At 63.9% G+C, this 17,483-nt stretch carries 13 protein-coding genes and 6 tRNA genes; 15 read left to right on the forward strand and 4 right to left on the reverse strand.

From position 1 onward, the window contains the following. The first annotated feature begins 9 nt into the window (after nt 1-9). Together BKX93_RS19395 and BKX93_RS19400 are read left to right on the forward strand one after the other, a co-directional pair. Nucleotides 10-2,580: a fimbria/pilus outer membrane usher protein gene (locus BKX93_RS19395; RefSeq protein ID WP_145929342.1), complete on the forward strand. Its 2,571-nt coding sequence runs from the start codon at nt 10-12 to the stop codon at nt 2,578-2,580. 44 nt (nt 2,581-2,624) lie between these two features. Next, nucleotides 2,625-3,590, forward strand: coding sequence for a fimbrial protein (locus tag BKX93_RS19400; RefSeq protein ID WP_046157128.1), 966 nt, complete (start codon nt 2,625-2,627; stop codon nt 3,588-3,590). Between the two features lie 72 nt (nt 3,591-3,662). On the opposite strand, the gene BKX93_RS19405 is transcribed toward BKX93_RS19400, so the two are convergent. From BKX93_RS19405 to BKX93_RS19415, 3 genes are all read right to left on the reverse strand, one after another. After that, nucleotides 3,663-3,965, reverse strand: coding sequence for a hypothetical protein (locus BKX93_RS19405; protein WP_046157127.1), 303 nt, complete (start codon nt 3,963-3,965; stop codon nt 3,663-3,665). A 421-nt stretch (nt 3,966-4,386) separates the two neighbouring features. Further along, nucleotides 4,387-6,000, reverse strand: coding sequence for an MFS transporter (locus BKX93_RS19410; RefSeq protein WP_046157126.1), 1,614 nt, complete (start codon nt 5,998-6,000; stop codon nt 4,387-4,389). Further along, nucleotides 5,997-7,649, reverse strand: coding sequence for a GMC family oxidoreductase (locus BKX93_RS19415; protein ID WP_070980959.1), 1,653 nt, complete (start codon nt 7,647-7,649; stop codon nt 5,997-5,999). The genes BKX93_RS19410 and BKX93_RS19415 overlap by 4 nt, the downstream gene beginning before the upstream one ends. Before the next feature lie 166 nt (nt 7,650-7,815). Between BKX93_RS19415 and BKX93_RS19420 the strand changes: the two genes are divergently transcribed. Then, nucleotides 7,816-8,733 carry a LysR family transcriptional regulator gene (locus BKX93_RS19420; RefSeq protein WP_070980961.1) on the forward strand — a complete coding sequence of 306 codons (918 nt, stop codon included), beginning with the start codon at nt 7,816-7,818 and terminating at the stop codon, nt 8,731-8,733. Nucleotides 8,734-8,742: 9 nt separating this feature from the next. Next, complete coding sequence (locus BKX93_RS19425) at nt 8,743-9,597, forward strand: AraC family transcriptional regulator (protein WP_070980962.1); 855 nt, start codon at nt 8,743-8,745, stop codon at nt 9,595-9,597. Between the two features lie 67 nt (nt 9,598-9,664). On the opposite strand, the gene guaB is transcribed toward BKX93_RS19425, so the two are convergent. After that, nucleotides 9,665-11,128, reverse strand: a complete 1,464-nt coding sequence (guaB, locus tag BKX93_RS19430; protein WP_046157122.1) for an IMP dehydrogenase — start codon at nt 11,126-11,128, stop codon at nt 9,665-9,667. A 141-nt stretch (nt 11,129-11,269) separates the two neighbouring features. Between guaB and BKX93_RS19435 the strand changes: the two genes are divergently transcribed. The 11 genes from BKX93_RS19435 to ampC all read left to right on the forward strand — a co-directional run bounded on the left by BKX93_RS19435 (nt 11,270) and on the right by ampC (nt 17,348). Then, on the forward strand, nt 11,270-11,698 hold the full coding sequence (locus tag BKX93_RS19435) for a DUF4124 domain-containing protein (RefSeq protein ID WP_046157152.1): 429 nt from the start codon (nt 11,270-11,272) through the stop codon (nt 11,696-11,698). Then, nucleotides 11,698-13,503, forward strand: coding sequence for an excinuclease ABC subunit UvrC (gene uvrC, locus BKX93_RS19440; RefSeq protein ID WP_082113719.1), 1,806 nt, complete (start codon nt 11,698-11,700; stop codon nt 13,501-13,503). Before BKX93_RS19435 ends, uvrC begins: the two co-directional genes overlap by 1 nt. Before the next feature lie 86 nt (nt 13,504-13,589). Beyond that, entirely contained in the window at nt 13,590-14,171 is a 582-nt protein-coding gene (pgsA, locus tag BKX93_RS19445; RefSeq protein ID WP_021477010.1) for a CDP-diacylglycerol--glycerol-3-phosphate 3-phosphatidyltransferase, read from the forward strand. A gap of 101 nt (nt 14,172-14,272) precedes the next feature. Further along, nucleotides 14,273-14,348 (forward strand) — tRNA-Gly (locus tag BKX93_RS19450). Nucleotides 14,349-14,370: 22 nt separating this feature from the next. After that, a tRNA-Gly gene (locus tag BKX93_RS19455) sits at nt 14,371-14,446 on the forward strand. A 22-nt stretch (nt 14,447-14,468) separates the two neighbouring features. After that, nucleotides 14,469-14,544, forward strand: a tRNA-Gly gene (locus BKX93_RS19460). A 25-nt stretch (nt 14,545-14,569) separates the two neighbouring features. Further along, nucleotides 14,570-14,645 (forward strand) — tRNA-Gly (locus BKX93_RS19465). Between the two features lie 26 nt (nt 14,646-14,671). Beyond that, nucleotides 14,672-14,747: transfer RNA gene (locus BKX93_RS19470), tRNA-Gly, on the forward strand. Nucleotides 14,748-14,792: 45 nt separating this feature from the next. Beyond that, nucleotides 14,793-14,866 (forward strand) — tRNA-Cys (locus BKX93_RS19475). Between the two features lie 214 nt (nt 14,867-15,080). Beyond that, a complete protein-coding gene (locus BKX93_RS19480) occupies nt 15,081-15,977 on the forward strand; it encodes an N-acetylmuramoyl-L-alanine amidase (RefSeq protein WP_046157121.1) in 897 nt (298 codons plus the stop codon). 183 nt (nt 15,978-16,160) lie between these two features. Continuing rightward, the gene (gene ampC / locus BKX93_RS19485) at nt 16,161-17,348 is read left to right on the forward strand and encodes a class C beta-lactamase (protein ID WP_083340704.1); all 1,188 of its coding nucleotides are present in this window, start codon (nt 16,161-16,163) and stop codon (nt 17,346-17,348) included. Nucleotides 17,349-17,483 lie beyond the last annotated feature (135 nt).

Below are 17,483 nucleotides of genomic sequence, written 5' to 3' on the forward strand. Positions count from 1 at the left end.
GATCTAGCCATGAAGCACTTGATGACACGACAGTCCGATAACAGCTGGGCCCTTAGCCCGCTCAGCTTGTTGATTTTCGGCTTGTTCGGCGGCCAGGCTGCCTTGGCGGATACGTCCGCGGCGGAAAACGCCGCGCTGGGTGATGTGCAATTCAATCCAGTCTTCATCAATCAGAATTCCAACGGGAAAAAAGTCGATCTTTCCCGCTTCAACCAGATGGGCGGTGCTTTTCCCGGCAATTACCGCGCCGACGTCTACGCCAATGCCGTCTGGATAGGCCGCCGCGACGTGCAGATGAAGGAGCTGGCTGAAGGCAAGGTGCTGGCCTGCTTCAACCGCGCGATGATGGATGAGCTGGGCGTGGATTTCACGAAGGTGGGGAATGCGGCCGGCGTCCCGGGACGGGATGAGCCCGCCCGCTGCGTCGACATCGCCACGGTGGTGCCCGGCGCATTCTCCAGCTTCAACAGCTCGGATCTGCGCCTGGATGTCAGCATTCCGCAGAAATACATGCGGGCCCAGGCGCGCGGCTACGTCGCGCCGGAATACTGGGACGCCGGCGCGCCGTTCGCCGGCTTCCTCAATTACAACGCCAATGGCTATCGCTACGACAACGGCGGCGCCGGCAAGTCGACGCAATATTATTTCGGCGCCAACGCCGGCCTGAACATCGGCTTGTGGCGCTTCCGCTATAACGGCTCGCTGACGCAGCAGGACAGCGGCAACGGCCGGAGCCAGCGCAACTACCAGGGCGCGTCAGCCTACACCCAGCGCGATGTGACCGACTGGCACTCGGTGTTGACCCTGGGCGATTACTTCACGCCCTCAGACATGTTCAGCAGCGTGCCCTTCCGCGGCGTGCAGCTGAGCTCCGACGACCGGATGTTGCCGGAGTCGATGCAGGGCTACGCTCCGGTGGTGCGCGGCGTCGCCGAGACCAACGCCAAAGTATCGATTCGCCAGAACGGCAATCTGATTTACGAAAATGTGGTGCCGCCGGGCGAGTTCAGCATCGACGATCTCTACAACACCGGCTTCTCCGGCGACCTGGAAGTGACGGTCACCGAGGCGGACGGCCGCGTGCGAAAATTCGTCGTGCCTTACGCCGCCGTGCCCCAACTGCTGCGCGAGGGACAATCGCGCTATGCGATCACCGCGGCGCAATGGCGCGACAACTCGCTCAACAAGCGGCCCGATTTCGTGCAGGCGACCTACCAGCGCGGCATCAGCAACAGCCTGACCCTGTACGGCGGCCTGATCGCCGCCGACCATTACCAGTCGGCGCTGTTCGGCTCCGGCGTCAATACGCCGCTGGGCGCACTGGCGCTGGATGTCACCCAGTCCTGGGCCAGCAATCTGCCGTACAACGCCAGCGCCGCCAATATGCAGGGCCAGAGCTATCGGGTGACCTACAGCAAGCTGATGGAGTCGACGCGCACCAACTTCACGGTCGCCGCCTATCGCTTCTCCACCGATGGCTATCTGGAACTGCGCGACTACGCCAACCTGATCAACCAGGTCGGCGTGGTTTACCGCGCCAAGAACAAATTCCAGCTCAATGCCGACCAGCCGCTGGGCGATGGCCGCGGACAATTGTTCTTCACCGGCTCCACCCAGGATTACTGGAACCAGAAGGGCCGGGATCTGACTTATCAGCTGGGTTACAGCAACAGCTTCAAGTCGGTGAGCCTGAACCTGTCCGCCGGCCGCACCCAGGATTCGACCGGCCGCATCGTCAACCAGTACATGCTGAGCCTGTCAATGCCGCTGGGCCGCGAGCCGTATTCCCCGCTGCTGAGCACCAGCGTCAGCGGCAGCAGCGATCGCAGCGGCAACGCGCAGATCAATCTGAGCGGCACCACCGGCGAATTGCGCAACCTCAGCTACAACGTCTACGCCAGCGGCAATCGCAGCAGCGCCGGTGCCAACAGCAGCGGCGGCGGCGGCAGCGTGCAGTATGCCACCTCGGTGGCGACGCTGACCGCGGGAGCGAGCTCGAGCGGCGGCAACTCCCAGGCGAATGCCGGCATCAGCGGCGCGCTGGTGTTCCATCCGGGCGGCGTGACGGCGGCCCAGTCGCTGGGTGAATCCTTCGCCGTGGTGGAGGCACCGGGAGCCGAGGGCGCGGCGGTGAGCAACACCAACGGCGTGCGCGTCAACAAGAACGGCTACGCGGTGGTGTCCTCGCTGATGCCGTACCGCCGCAACGAGATCACGCTGGATCCGAAGGGCATGGATCAAGACGTGGAATTGCAGGAAACCAGCGTGCAGGACGCGCCGCGCGCCGGCGCCATCGTGATGCTGAAATTCAACACCCAGCAGGGCAAGCCGGTGATCGTGACGCTGAAGCGGCCGGACGGCAGCCATCTGCCGGTGGGCGCGACGGTCAGCGGCGGCGACGATTTCCTCACCATGGTGGGGCAGGGCGGACGCGCCTTCCTGCGCGGGGTGGAAGGCAAGCCGCTGACGGCGAGCTGGGGCAGCGACGCCGGCCAGCAATGCCGTTTCAGCTACCAGTTGCCGCAGAAGACGGGCGACGCGGCCTATATGCGGACCGATGCCGTTTGCGAGCCGCTGTGATGTTTGGCGCGAGCCACTAGAGATACCGGGAAAGCGATAGGAAAATGAAGAAACTGATCTGCCGCGGAATATATGGATGGCTGCTGGCGCTGATGCTGGCCATGCCGCTGACCAGCCATGCGCTGGGATGCTGGAACGGCAGCAACAGTTCCGGCAACGTCACCTCCACTTTCAATCTGCCGGGCAATTTGTTCGTCTCCGCCAACGCGCCGGCCGGCACCATCATCTGGCAGTCATCATTGCAGAATCTGAGCCTGTACTGCTCGCAGAGCATAGGCGAGAACGTGTATTTCTGGGTGAATCCGAAGAGAGTGGCTTTGGCCCCCGGCTTGCAGATCGGCATCATCTTCAATGGCCAGACTTACACCCAGAGCAGCGGCGCTATCGATACCGGCATCTATGTGCCGAGGGGCGGTTCCGTCAATCGGGTCTTGCAGTATTCCATCGTGTTGCTGAAGACCACTGGCGCGCCGTCCAGCGGGACTTCTTCGGTCAACCAGTATTCGGTATTCCAACTGGACGGCATCGGCGGCATCAATGCCGCGCCCGGCATCAACTTCAATCAGCTGATCAACGGCAGCGTCACCTTCACGCCCGGCGGCACCTGCGATCTGAGCGCGAACGGGCAGTACACGGTGAATCTGCCCACGGTGGCCAGCGGCCAGTTCGCGTCGGTGGGCAGCGCGCTATCCCGCTATGCCTTCACCATCACGGCCGCCAATTGCTCCACCGGCGTGAGGACGGCGACTTTCCGCTTCTCGGGCACGGCCGACTCGAACAATCCGGTGCTGTTCGCCAATACCGGCGGCTCGGCTCAGGGCGTCGCCATCAACTTTGGCAGTTCGGCCGACGGCGCCAATATCGGCGCCAACAACACCAACAACACCCGGGTGGTGAACGTGCAGTCGCAGATGGCGCAGCTGGGCGTGTTTGCGGAGTACATGCGGACGGCCAACGTGGTGGCGGGCAGCCTGCAGACGGCGATCACGATCGACATGTTGTACCAATAGCCGATCAGTCTGCGGCGACAATGAAAAAAGCCTTCGGCCAAATGGCCGAAGGCTTTTTTGCGTGGTGTCGGGTCAGTTGTAGACGATGGTGACCAGTTGTCCGTTGCTTTGAGCGGTCGAGCCGGCCATGTTGACGGCGGCGATGCTCAGCGACTGGGTATTGTCCATGCCGGAGCAGGATTGCCCGGACGCCATTTTGCGGGCGGCCTGGTATTGGCGGGGATTTTGCGCGTAGCTCAGCAAGGTGCTGCTGTTCTGGGCGCAAGGTTCCTTGACGATGGAGCCGCTGAAGTTGACGGTGCCGCCGTTGGAGGCCATGGCAAAGCCGGATTGCAGAGCGGCCAGCGCTGCCAGAGTCAGTATGGCTTTTTTCATTTGAGTCTCCCTGTTGGCGGCCCGCGAGCTGTTGTTCGTGGGTTTATAAACAAATTATTTAAATTAATTCGTTTATATTTAATTTGTTCTGTTAGGCAAAGTATAGGCATAGGAATTGTAAACATCAAGCCTATGTTTAATTGAATTATTAATAATAATAATTTAAAAATAGCGAGCTGGCCGCAGCGCGCGGCTTTGATTGGCGCCGCGGAGGGCGGCTTTTCGGCAGGGATAATTTCAAGTTATTGCATTTTTGCGGGATTGCTTGATTTTTGGCTGTGCCGGGGAACGACGGAGGGGCTGGCGCGCGAGCCATGGCTTTTCTGGGAGAGGGCTGCCGATGGCGAGGAAGCAAAAGCCCCCTCGGTGGAGGGGGCGGCCGCGGGGGCAAGGTGCGGTGGCGATGGGGTGTGCTTAAGGTTCAGTGGCGATGGATGTCGTTGCGAAAGGTTTCCTTCAGGAAGAGCAGGCTTACAACAAGGCTGACGGCGTAGACCACGATCGGGTACCACAGGCCGTACAGGATGTCGCCGGTATAGACCACCAGCGAAAAGGCGACGGTCGGCATCAGCCCGCCGATCCAGCCGTTGCCCAGGTGATAGGGCAGCGACATCGAGGTGTAGCGGATGCGGGTGGGAAACAGTTCCACCATCATCGCGGCCAGCGGGCCGTAGGTCAGCGCCGAGATCACCGACAGCAGCACCAGCACCAGGATCACCATCGCGTGGTTGATCTTGGCCGGGTCAGCCTTGTCCGGATAACCGGCGGTTTTCAGCGCGTCCTGCAGCGCTTTCTTGTCGAAGCCCTGTTGCACGGTTGCGCCGATGTGGACTTCGGTGACGCCGGCCGGCGCGGCTTTTTGCTGGTAGGGCACGCCGCTCTTGGCCAGCAGCGCCTTGGCCTGGTCGCACGGGGTGTTCAGCTTGGCTTTGCCGATGGGGTCGAATTGGAAGTGGCAGCTGGCCGGGTCGGCCACCACCGTCACCGGGGCGCGGGACTGGGCTGAGGCGACGTCCGGGTTGGCGTAGGCGGTCAGCCAGCTGAAGGCGGGGAAGGTCAGCGCCAGGCCCAGCGCCAGGCCGGCGATCAGCACCGGCTTGCGGCCGATGCGGTCGGACAGGTGGCCGAAATACAGGAACAGCGGCGTGGTCAGGATCAGCGACGCGATCAGCATCAGGTTGGCGGTTTGCGGGTCGACTTTCAGGATCTGCGTCAGGAAGAACAGCGAGTAGAACTGCGCGCAGTAGAAGGTCACCGCCTGGCCGCCGTTGAAGCCGAACAGCGAGATCAGCACCACTTTCAGGTTGGCCCAGTTGCCGAAGGCCTCGCTGATCGGCGCCTTGGAGTGCTTGCCCTCGGCCTTCATTTTCAGGAAGGCCGGCGACTCCTGCATCGACAGCCGGATCCAAGTGGAGATCGCCAGCAGGAAGATGGACAGCAGGAAGGGCAGCCGCCAGCCCCACTCGTTGAAGGCGTCGCCGGTGAGCTTGCGGCAGGCCAGGATCACCAGCAGCGACAGCAGCAGGCCGGCGCCGGCGGTGACCTGGATCCAGCTGGTGTAGCCGCCGCGCTTGTGGTCCGGCGCGTGTTCGGCCACGTAGATGGCCGCGCCGCCGTATTCGCCGCCGATAGCCAGGCCCTGCAGCATGCGCAGCGACACCAGGATCAGCGGCGCGGCGATGCCCAGCGTGGCGTAGCCGGGCAGCATGCCCACCAGGAAGGTGGACAGGCCCATGATGACGATGGTGGCGAGGAAGGTGTACTTGCGGCCCACCATGTCGCCTAGCCGGCCGAACACCAGCGCGCCGAACGGCCGCACCACGAAGCCGGCGGCGAAGGTCATCAGCGCGAAGATGAAGGCGGTGGTCTCGTTGACGCCGGAGAAGAACTGCTTGCCGATGATGGCGGCCAGCGCCCCGTACAGGAAGAAGTCGTACCATTCGAACACCGTGCCTAGCGACGAGGCGAGTATCACCTTGCGCTCGGCGCGGCTGATGCCGGCGGTGGAAGCCGCCGATGCGATGCTGTTGCTCATGTCCAGGTCTCCTTTGCGGGTGGGGACGGCGTCCGTATCGGCGCCGCTTGCTTGTTGTCCTGCTCTATCATCTGCGCCGCCTTGGCGGCGATCATCAGGGTGGGGCTGTTGGTGTTGCCGGAGGTGATGGCGGGCATGATGGACGCGTCCGCCACGCGCAAGCCGGCGATGCCGCGCACCCGCAGCCTGTCGTCCACCACCGCCAGCTCGTCGCGGCCCATCTTGCAGGTGCCCACCGGGTGGAAGATGGTGGTGCCGATCCGGCCGGCGGCGTCGATCAGCTGCTCCTCGCTCCGGTACTGCAGGCCGGGCCGGTATTCCTCGGGCAGGTAACGCGAGAGAGCCGGCGACGCGGCGATGCGGCGCGTCAGGCGGATCGCCGCGGCGGCGACGCGCTGGTCTTGCGGATGGCTGAGATAGTTGGGCTGGATCAGCGGCGGCGCGTCCGGGCGAGCGCCGCCGATGGCGACATGGCCGCGGCTCTCGGGCCGCAGCTGGCACACCGAGGCGGTGAAGGCGGGGAACGGGTGCAGGGGCTCGCCGAAGCGTTCCAGCGACAGCGGCTGCACATGGTATTCCAGATCCGGCGTGGCGACGTTAGTGCCGCTGCGGGCGAAGGCGCCGAGCTGGCTGGGCGCCATCGACAGCGGCCCGCCGCGCTTCCACAGGTATTCCCAGGCCATCGCCAGCTTGCCGCTCCAGCTGGCCGCGCGGCGGTTCAGCGTGGAGGCACCTTGAACCTTGAACACCAGCCGCAGTTGCAGGTGGTCCTGCAGATTCGCGCCGACGCCGGGCAGAATACGCAGCGGCGCAATGCCATGGCTCGCCAGCAAGGGCGCCGGGCCGATGCCGCTGCGCTGCAGCACAAGGGGAGAGCCGATGGCGCCGGCGGCGAGGATGATCTCGCCGCGGCAGTGGGCCTGCAGCGGCATTCCCTGTTGCATAAATGCGATAGCGGCGGCGCGGCCGTTTTCCAGGATCAGCCGGTCGGCCTCCGCGCCGGTCAGTACCGTGAGATTGGCGCGATCGCGGATCGGCCGCAGGAAAGCGCGCGCGCTGCTCCAGCGCCAGCCGCCTTTCTGATTGACCTCGAAGTAGCCGCAGCCGGCGTTGTCGCCGGTATTGAAATCGTCAGTCGGAGCGATGCCCTGCTCGGCGGCTGCGGCGCGGAAGGCGTCCAGTATCTCCCAGGACAGCCGCTGCCTCTCCACCCGCCATTCGCCGCCATGGCCATGCAGCGGACGCGCGGCGTCGAAATGGTCTTCCATGGCGATGAAGTGGGGCAGCGCGTCGCGCCAGCCCCAGCCGCGGTTGCCCTGCGCCTCCCAGTGGTCGTAGTCGGCGGCCTGGCCGCGCATGTAGATCATGCCGTTTATCGAAGAGGAGCCGCCCAGCACCTTGCCGCGCGGGTAGCCCAGCGAGCGGCCGCCTAGCCCGTCTTCCGGCGCGGTGCGGTAGCACCAGTCGGTGCGGGGGTTCCCGATGCAGTAGAGGTAGCCCACAGGGATGTGGATCCACGGGTAGTCGTCGTTGCCGCCGGCTTCCAGCAGCAGCACGCGTTTGTCCGGATCGGCGGACAAGCGGTTGGCCAGCAGGCAGCCGGCGCTGCCTGCGCCGACGATGATGTAGTCGAATTCGCCGCTGAGCATGGCGGGATGCTCCGGTCATGTCGTTGTCGTAGCTGGCATCTAAACCGAAGCGGAGGCCGCTGGGAATAGCCAGCGGGAAACAACGTATGTTAATTTTTTAACAGGCGGCGGCGAATTGGCCGCCGTTTTCGTGTGCAAACGCACAACACCCATCGCGGGGAGGACCATGTTCGACTGGAACGATGTCCGCTTTTTCCTGGCCTTGCAACGCAGCGGCAAGCTGTTGAGCGCGGCGCGGCAGATGGGCACCACCCATGCCACGGTGGCGCGCCACATCGCCGCGCTGGAGCGGGTGCTGGGCCAGCCGCTGTTCATCCAGCAGGCGGACGGCTACATGCTGACCGCCGCCGGGCGCCAGTTGCTGCCCTTGGCCGAATCGCTGGAGAACACCGCTTCGCAGATGCTGGACAGCGGCAGCAGGGGCCATGCCGAGGTGAGCGGCGTGGTGAGGCTGGGCGCGCCGGAGGGGCTGGGCGCGCTGTTTCTGGCCCGCCACATGCCGGCGCTGATGGCGCAGTATCCGGGATTGGAGATCGACCTGGTGGCGGTGCCGCGCTTCGTCAGCATCACCAGCCGCGAGGTGGACATCGCCATCGCGCTGGAGCGGCCGCAGGCCAATATGGTGGTGACGCGCAAGCTGACCGATTACTGCCTGGGCTTGTACGCCACGCCGGCCTATCTGGCGGGCCATGCGCCGATACACGAGCGCGAGGATCTGAACGGCCATGCCATCCTCGCCTATGTCGACGACCTATTGTTCACCCGCGAGCTGATGTACCACCATGGACTGTGCCGCCATCCCAGCATGCCCTTGCGCAGCACCAGCGTGGTGGCGCAGAAGGAGGCGGCGCTGGCCGACGGCGGCATCGCGGTGTTGCCTTATTACACGATTTACGATGATCCGCGGCTGGCGCAGATCCTGCCCGAGCTGCGCATCGTCCGCTCCTACTGGATCAGCGCGCGCAGCAACATCCGCCGCACGCTGCGCTACCGGGTGGTGTGGGACTACGTGGTGGACTTGTGCCAGCGCATGCAATGGCTGCTGTTGCATGAACCGCAAGATCGATCAATCGAAACCGCCTAGGCTATCCGCATGAGACACGCATACCGGCAATTCGGCCCAGGCACCTTGTACACGGTGCGCCTGCTGCGCGCGCTGGATTATCTGTGGCGCCATCTGGACGAGCCGCTGCTGCTGGACCGGCTGGCGGAGGAGGCCTGCTTCTCGCGGTTTCACTTCCATCGGCTGTACCGCAACCTGATGGGCGAAACCGTGATGGAGAGCCGGCAGCGCATGCTGCTGCATCGGGCTGCCGGCGAGCTGGGGAGGGCGGACAAACCGCTGGCCAGGATCGCGGCGCGGGCCGGCTTCGCCAGCAGCGCCGCCTTCATCCGCGCCTTTGCCGGCCGCTACGGCGAGACGCCGGGCCGCTACCGCCAGCGTCGTCTCATGTTTCTCAATCAAAGGGAGAGGACCATGCGTCAGGTAGAGATTGTGGAAAAGGATGCCGTCAGGGTGCTGATGCGCCATCATCGCGGACCGTATATGGAGATCGGCCAGGCCTTCGACGCGCTGCGCGCCGTCCAGGGGCCGCAGCAGGACGGCGACCCGCCGGGGAGAAGCTTCGGCATGTATCTGGACGACCAGGCGCAGACGCCGGTGGCCGACTGCCGATCCATCGCCTGCACCACCATGCCGGAAAGACTGTGGGACCGGCAGGTGGATGGTTTCGAGTGGGGCAAGATTCCAGCCGGGCGCTACGCGGCCCTGCTGCATACCGGGCCCTATGCGGAGCTGGAGGAGAGCTGGGACTGGCTGTACCGCCACTGGCTGCCGGCCAGCGGCGAGGTGCCCGGGGACACGCCCTGCGTGGAGGAGTATCTGAATGCGCCCTACGACACGCCGCCGTCCGAGCTGAAAACGCTGCTGCTGCTGTCGCTGGCCTGACCGGGCCTGCGCGCTAAAAAAGCCCGCGTTGTGAAACGCGGGCTTTTGTCCGACCAGGCGAACCGGCTTAGCGGTCCACGTGGTAGTTCGGCGCTTCCTTGGTGATCTGCACGTCGTGGACGTGGGATTCGCGGATGCCGGCCGAGGTGATTTCGACGAACTGCGCCTTCTGGTGCAGGTCGGCGATGGTCGGGCAGCCGAGGTAGCCCATCGACGAACGCAGGCCGCCCACCAGCTGGTGGATCACCTGGGAGATCGGGCCCTTGTACGGCACGCGGCCTTCGATGCCTTCCGGCACGAACTTGTCTGCGGCGTTGGAGCTGTCCTGGAAGTAGCGGTCGGCCGAGCCCTGGCTCATCGCGCCGAGCGAACCCATGCCGCGATAGGACTTGTACGAACGGCCCTGGAACAGTTCCACTTCGCCCGGGGCTTCTTCGGTGCCGGCGAACATGCCGCCCAGCATCACCGCGTTGCCGCCTGCGGCCAGCGCCTTGGCGATGTCGCCGGAGAAGCGGATGCCGCCGTCGGCGATCATCGGCACGCCGGTGCCCTTCAGCGCTTCAGACACGTTATGGATGGCGGTCAGCTGCGGCACGCCGACGCCGGCGACGATGCGGGTGGTGCAGATGGAGCCGGGGCCGATGCCGACCTTGACGCCGTCGGCGCCGGCCTTGACCAGGTCCAGCGCCGCTTGGGCGGTGGCGATGTTGCCGCCGATCACCTCGACATGCGGGAAGTTCTGCTTGACCCAGCGCACGCGGTCCAGCACGCCCTGGCTGTGGCCGTGGGCGGTGTCGACCACGATCACGTCCACGCCGGCCGCCACCAGCGCCTTGACACGCTCTTCGGTGTCGGCGCCGGTGCCGACGGCCGCGCCGACGCGCAGGCGGCCCTGGCTATCCTTGTTGGCGTTCGGGTGTTCGCTGGTCTTGATGATGTCCTTGACCGTGATCAGGCCCTTCAGCTCCCAGGCGTCGTTGATCACCAGCACGCGCTCCAGGCGGTGCTTGTGCATCAGTTCGCGGGCTTCGTCGATGCTGGCGCCTTCCTTGACGGTGATCAGGCGCTCGCGCGGGGTCATGATGGAGCCGACGGTCTGGTCGAGACGGGTTTCGAAACGCAGATCGCGGTTGGTGACGATGCCGACCACCTTGCCGTCTTCGATCACCGGCAGGCCGGAAATCTTGTACTGGCGGGTCAGCAGCACCAGATCGCGCACCAGCATGTCCGGCGCGATGGTGATCGGGTCTTTCACCACGCCGCTCTCATAGCGCTTGACCTTGGAAACCTCGGCGGCCTGCTTCTCGGCGCCCATGTTCTTGTGCACGATGCCGATGCCGCCTTCCTGAGCCATGGCGATGGCGAGGCGGGCTTCGGTCACCGTATCCATGGCGGCGGAAACCAGCGGCAGGTTCAGGGTGATGTTGCGAGTAAGTTTGGTGCTCAGCGCTACGTCGCGCGGCAGAACTTCAGAATGGGCCGGGACGAGGAGGACGTCGTCGAAGGTGTAGGCTTTCTCGATGATGCGCATCGCATTTCCTTAGGCGGCAAAGCCGCATTATACCGGATCGTCAACTGTTCTGCAAAAACAGCGTAATGCGGCGTTTTGCGCGGCCAGGAGGCAGGCTTTACAATCCGGATATAAAGCGATGACAGCGGCGGGATGGTGACGATGAAGTCTTTTCTAGTATGGACGATTTTGGCGGCGTCGCTGATGCCGGCCCTGGCCGCGGCCGAGGTCTACACCTGGACCGACGCCAACGGCAACAAGGTGTATTCCGATCAGCCGCCGCCCAGCGTGAACGCGCGGCGGATGAACGTGCGCGCGCAGCCGGCGCCGCCAGCCTCCGCTCCCCAGGCCGAGAAGAAGGCGGAAAAGAAAACCGACAACAAGGCGGTGGCGTCCGACAACGCCGCCATCTCCGCGGCCAACGCCAAGATCAAGGAGCAGAACTGCAAGTCGGCGCAGACCAATCTGTCCACGCTGCAGCTGAACGGCCGCATCCGCATGCCGGGCTCCACCGCGCTGGCCACCGACGCGCAGCGCAACGAGCTGATCCGCCAGGCCCAGAAAGATGTCCAGACCTGGTGCGCCAAATAGTGTCCAAGCCCGCATTCGATTACCAGAACGTATTGCAGAACCTGCCCGCGCTGCCCGGCGTCTACCGGATGCTGGGGGAGGGCGGCAAGGTGCTGTACGTCGGCAAGGCGATAGACCTGAAGCGCCGCGTCAGCTCCTATTTCCAGAAGAGCGACCTCAGCCCCCGAATCCAGTTGATGGTCAGGCAGATCGCCAGCATCGAGACCACGGTCACCCGCACCGAGGCCGAGGCGCTGATTCTGGAAAACAACCTGATCAAGGCGCTGGCGCCGCGCTACAACATCCTGTTCCGAGACGACAAGTCCTATCCTTATCTGATGTTCAGCGGCCACGCGTTTCCGCAGATGGCCTATTATCGCGGCGAGCCGAAGAAGCCCAACCAGTACTTCGGCCCCTATCCCAACGGCTACGCGGTGCGCGAAAGCATACAGATCTTGCAGAAGGTGTTCCGGCTGCGCACTTGCGAGGACGCGGTGTTTGCCAACCGTTCCCGCCCCTGTCTGCTGTACCAGATCAAGCGCTGCTCCGCGCCCTGCGTCGATCATATTTCCAAAGACGAGTACGCGGCCGACGTGGCCAGCGCGGTCGCCTTTCTCAACGGCAAGCAGAGCGAACTGATAGGCGCGCTGACTGAACGGATGGCCGCCGCCGCCGAAGCGATGGAGTTCGAGCAGGCGGCGGAGCTGCGCGACCAGATCCAGGCGTTGGCGCGGGTGCAGGAAAAGCAGTTCGTCGCCAGCAACCAGAGCCAGCAGGACTGCGACGTGGTGGCGGCGCGGGTGGGCGACGGCATGCCCTGCGTCAATCTGGTGATGATACGCGGCGGCCGCCACCTGGGGGACAAGAGCCACTTTCCAGTCGGCGGCGAGGCCGATACCAAGGAGGAAATCCTGCAGGCCTTCGTCGCCCAGCATTACCAGCACGCGGCGGTGCCGGCCGCGCTGGTGGTCAACGGCGAGCTGGACGAAGCCCTGCAGTCCTTTCTGCAGACCCGCGCGGGCCGCAAGGTCTACATCGTCGGCAATCCGATAGGCGAGCGCCGGGTATGGCTGGAGATGGCGGAGAAGAACGCCGATCTGGCCATCCAGCAGAAGCTGGGCAGCAAGGCCACCCAGACGCAGCGCCTGGCGCAGTTGAACGAGGTGCTGGAACTGGAGGACGCGGGCCGTTTCGAATGCTTCGACATCAGCCACACCATGGGCGAGGCGACGGTGGCCTCCTGCGTGGTGTACGACAAGGGCGCGATGCAGCCCACCGAGTACCGCCGCTTCAACATCACCACCGCTTCGCCCGGCGACGATTACGCCGCGATGCGCGAAGTTCTGTCACGCCGCTACGGCAAACTGGCGGAAGGCGAAGGCCGGCTGCCGGACGCGGTGTTCATCGACGGCGGCAAGGGCCAGGTGGGAGTGGCGCTTGAGGTGATGGGCGAATTGGGGCTGAATTTGCCCATCGTCGGCATCGCCAAGGGCGAGGAGCGCAAACCCGGCCTGGAAACGCTGATCCTGCCTTACCTGGAAAAGACGCTACAATTGCGCCAGGATCATCCGGCGCTGCATCTTATCCAGACCGTGCGGGACGAGGCGCACCGCTTCGCCATCACCGGCCACCGCGCGCGCCGGGCCAAGGCGCGCACCGCGTCGACGCTGGAGGAGATTCCCGGCATCGGCGCCAAGCGGCGCCAGCAGCTGCTGACCCGCTTCGGCGGATTGCGCGGCGTGGCGGCGGCCAGCATGGAGGATCTGGCGCAAGTGGACGGCATCAGCCAGACGCTGGCGGAAAAGATTTACAATGCGCTGCATTGACGATTGAAAACGGCGGGCGTCCCTGATCCAGGCTCGGGGCGCCGGCCGGCGTTGTTGACGAGCCTGAAGCGACAAGACCAAGACCAATGCCCTTCAATTTGCCGATATTACTGACTTGGCTCAGGGTCGCCCTGATCCCCATCTGCGTGGCGGTGTTCTTCCTGCCGGACTCCATTCTGCTGCTGCACAGCCGCAATATCGTGGGGGCCGGCATTTTCGCATTGGCGGCCGCCACCGACTGGCTGGATGGCTATCTGGCGCGCAAGCTGGGGCAGACCTCGGCCTTCGGCGCCTTTCTCGATCCGGTGGCGGACAAGCTGATCGTCGCCGCCGCGCTGATCCTGCTGGTGCAGATGGGCCGCGCCGAGGGCTGGATGGCGATGATCATCATCGGCCGCGAGATCACCATTTCGGCGCTGCGCGAGTGGATGGCCGGCATGGGCAGCCGCAGCAGCGTGGCCGTCGCCTATATCGGCAAGCTGAAAACCGCCGCCCAAATGCTGGCGATCACGCTGCTGCTGTACGACGGCGAGTTGCTGCCGGGGCTGGATGCCCGCGGCTTGGGAAATTTTTCCATGTACGTCGCCGTCATATTGACTTTGTGGTCAATGGTTTATTACTTGCAGATGGCTGCCAAAGAGTTCGCGGGTAAAAAAATAGACGTTTGAGTGTTGACAGCCTCAAGCAAATCTCTATAATTCGCAGTCTCTCGCCGCCGCTGACGAAGCAGCAGCGAGATTAAGCAAAGCGTTGTAGCAAGTTACGCAGCGCGGGAATAGCTCAGTTGGTAGAGCGCAACCTTGCCAAGGTTGAGGTCGCGAGTTCGAGCCTCGTTTCCCGCTCCAGTAGCTTGAAACAATTTGTGATGCGGGAATAGCTCAGTTGGTAGAGCGCAACCTTGCCAAGGTTGAGGTCGCGAGTTCGAGCCTCGTTTCCCGCTCCAGTAGCTTGAAAAAATTTGTGATGCGGGAATAGCTCAGTTGGTAGAGCGCAACCTTGCCAAGGTTGAGGTCGCGAGTTCGAGCCTCGTTTCCCGCTCCAAAAATAGTTTGAAACAGTCTGCAATGCGGGAATAGCTCAGTTGGTAGAGCGCAACCTTGCCAAGGTTGAGGTCGCGAGTTCGAGCCTCGTTTCCCGCTCCAGCATCAGACTTGAAACAATTTGCATTGCGGGAATAGCTCAGTTGGTAGAGCGCAACCTTGCCAAGGTTGAGGTCGCGAGTTCGAGCCTCGTTTCCCGCTCCAAAATTCAGATTGATCAGATATAATCTGGTCGATTCGCCGGTTAACGGCGGGGTAGCAAAGTGGTTATGCAGCGGATTGCAAATCCGTCTACGCCGGTTCGATTCCGACCCCCGCCTCCAGATATAACCCCGTAAATCCAAGGATTTACGGGGTTTTTCTTTTTCATCCCATACACTTGAAATTGCCAGGCTCGATGGTTTTTCCTTTCTTCATCATTCATCAGCAGGAAAGGCGATATGCCGCGCGCGGCTTGATCGGGATTTCCGCGCGGAGCGGGCGGTCTGACCGGACAGGACATATCGCATCACGCGCCGGAGGGCGGAAGGGAAAAGAATGGCGAATCGCAGACAGTTTTTGTGCCGGACCGGGATGATCGCCGCAGGCGGCGCGCTGCTGGCGGCTCCGGCCGTAAGGGCGCAGGGAGAAACGGGGGCGCTCTGGATCGATGAATCGCATGCGTCGGCCAACCAGGATTCCCGCGTCCGCACCCTGGTGCTCCATTATACGGCGGAGGACTTTGCGGCTTCGCTCAAGCTGCTGACGGACGCGCAGTACCGGGCCAGCGCCCATTACCTGGTGCCGGATGCCGCAACCCTGGCCGCGAAGCCCGCGGTTCTGAGGCTGGTGCCGGAGAAGAGGCGGGCCTGGCATGCCGGCGACAGCTATTGGCGCGGCGAGCGCTATGTGAACGGCAGCTCGATAGGCGTGGAGATCGTCAACCGCGGCTATCCGTCGCCGCAGCAGGACGACTGGCCGCCGACGTTGCGGGACTGGGTGGCGTTTGACGACGCCCAGATCGCCCTGGTGGGCAGGCTGGCGGCCGACATCATGGCCCGCCACCGGATCCCGCCGCGCAACGTCGTCGGGCATGCCGACATTTCGCCGGGCCGCAAGGTGGATCCGGGGCCGAAGTTTCCCTGGGAGAGGCTGTACCGGGAGTTTGGCGTCGGCGCCTGGCCCGACGAGAACGATGTCCGCCGTTTTCTGTCCCGCCGGCTGCCGACGGACGCGTCGGATTGGCAGGAGCGTTTGACGGCCTATGGCTACGATGCGCCGGAAAGCGGGGCATGGGATGCCGAAACGCGGGCCGTCATCGCGGCATTCCAGATGCACTTCCGGCCCGCTCGCTATGACGGGGAGCCGGATGCGGAGTCGTCGGCGATTCTCGACGCGCTGCTGAGCAAGTATGCCGGACGGGTGCCCGAGGATGAGGAAGCGGGCCATCCATGAGACGAAAGGCCGCCAGCGCCGGCATTTTGTTTACAGTCCATTAACGGTTACGGATGTTACGTTTCTTGCGGTTTACGCTGGCCGCCGCGGTTTGTAACTTGGCGGGGCTTTCCCAATCGGGACCAAGCGCCGCGCGGAGAGGCCGCGTCGGCCGCCATGTCCCCGCACCGGAGTTCCGCGATGATGCGATCCCTGAAATTTCGAACCTTGGCAGGCGTGCTCGGCTGCCTTTCCCTTGTTCCGGCTGCGGCTTTGGCCGCCAATGACGGCGGCGGCGCCGACCTCGGCAAGGCGGTGGAAGCGGTGATTCCGCCGCTGATGAAGGCCAACGACATTCCCGGCATGGCGGTGGCGGTGCTGGCAAACGGCGAAGCCCGCTACTTCAACTATGGCGTCGCCTCCCGGGAGAGCGGCCAGGCCGTGACCCAGGACACCCTGTTCGAGCTGGGCTCGATCAGCAAGACCTTCACCGGCATCCTGGGCGCGTACGCGCTGGCGCAGGGCAAGCTGTCGCTGGATGACAAGGCCAGCCGCTACCAGCCCGAGCTCAAGGGCAGCGCTTTCGACCGCATTTCCTTGTTGCAACTCGCCACTTACAGCGCCGGCGGCCTGCCGCTGCAGTTTCCGGATGCGGTCGCCGATCAATCTTCGATGCTGGGCTATTACCGCGCCTGGAAGCCGGGTTACGCGCCGGGCGCGAGGCGTCTGTACTCCAATCCCAGCATCGGCTTGTTCGGGCATCTTGCCGCCCGCAGCCTGGGCCAGCCTTTCGATGAGGCGATGCAGCGGGGGCTGTTGCCCAAGCTGGGTTTGAGCCATACCTTCATCCACGTTCCGGCGGCGGAGCAATCGCGCTACGCCTGGGGCTATTCCAAGGCGGGCAAGCCGGTGCGGGTAGGGCCGGGGGCGCTCGACGCGGAGGCTTACGGCATCAAATCCAGCGCGGCCGACATGCTGAAATACCTGGCGATCAACATGTCCGGGCGGACGGAGCCGGCGTTGCGGCGAGCCATGGATGCCAGCCACGCTGCTTATTACCGGGTTGGCGATCTGCATCAGGGCCTGGGTTGGGAGGGCTATCGCTACCCGCTCAGCCTTGAGCGTTTGCTGGCGGGCAATTCTAACGAGATCGCATTCCAGCCGCAGCAGGTGGCGTGGCTGAATCCGCCTCGCCAGGCAGGCGCGGACATGCTGCTGAACAAGACTGGCTCCACCAACGGTTTCGGCGCTTACGTGCTGTTCGTGCCGGCGCGCAAGGTGGGCATTGTGATGCTGGCCAACCGCAACTACCCCAATGCCGAACGCGTCCGGGCGGCTTATCGGATCTTGTCGGCGTTGGATCCGTCGTTGGCGCATGCCGGGAGGCCGTGATCTGGCGGGCGCTTGTTGGCCGCCATTATGACTGTTCTTTTGATCAGGGTTGGCCGAATTTTATGCGTTTATAATTTTTTCATACAAGGACAGTCATAGTTTAGATTCATCAGGCCGGCATGCCGAAGCATCGCC

Origin of the sequence: Chromobacterium vaccinii, from assembly GCF_001855275.1 — a bacterium.
Taxonomy (GTDB): Bacteria; Pseudomonadota; Gammaproteobacteria; order Burkholderiales; family Chromobacteriaceae; genus Chromobacterium; species Chromobacterium vaccinii.

Bases quoted from the DNA above. Each gene is read 5' to 3' on its own strand.
- BKX93_RS19395 (WP_145929342.1), top strand. From the start codon at position 10: ATGAAGCACTTGATGACACGACAGTCCGATAACAGCTGGGCCCTTAGC.
- guaB (WP_046157122.1), bottom strand. From the start codon at position 11,128: ATGCGCATCATCGAGAAAGCCTACACCTTCGACGACGTCCTCCTCGTC.
- pgsA (WP_021477010.1), top strand. From the start codon at position 13,590: ATGCCCTTCAATTTGCCGATATTACTGACTTGGCTCAGGGTCGCCCTG.
- BKX93_RS19480 (WP_046157121.1), top strand. From the start codon at position 15,081: ATGGCGAATCGCAGACAGTTTTTGTGCCGGACCGGGATGATCGCCGCA.
- BKX93_RS19435 (WP_046157152.1), top strand. From the start codon at position 11,270: ATGAAGTCTTTTCTAGTATGGACGATTTTGGCGGCGTCGCTGATGCCG.
- BKX93_RS19405 (WP_046157127.1), bottom strand. From the start codon at position 3,965: ATGAAAAAAGCCATACTGACTCTGGCAGCGCTGGCCGCTCTGCAATCC.
- BKX93_RS19420 (WP_070980961.1), top strand. From the start codon at position 7,816: ATGTTCGACTGGAACGATGTCCGCTTTTTCCTGGCCTTGCAACGCAGC.
- ampC (WP_083340704.1), top strand. From the start codon at position 16,161: ATGCGATCCCTGAAATTTCGAACCTTGGCAGGCGTGCTCGGCTGCCTT.
- BKX93_RS19425 (WP_070980962.1), top strand. From the start codon at position 8,743: ATGAGACACGCATACCGGCAATTCGGCCCAGGCACCTTGTACACGGTG.
- BKX93_RS19400 (WP_046157128.1), top strand. From the start codon at position 2,625: ATGAAGAAACTGATCTGCCGCGGAATATATGGATGGCTGCTGGCGCTG.
- BKX93_RS19415 (WP_070980959.1), bottom strand. From the start codon at position 7,649: ATGCTCAGCGGCGAATTCGACTACATCATCGTCGGCGCAGGCAGCGCC.
- BKX93_RS19410 (WP_046157126.1), bottom strand. From the start codon at position 6,000: ATGAGCAACAGCATCGCATCGGCGGCTTCCACCGCCGGCATCAGCCGC.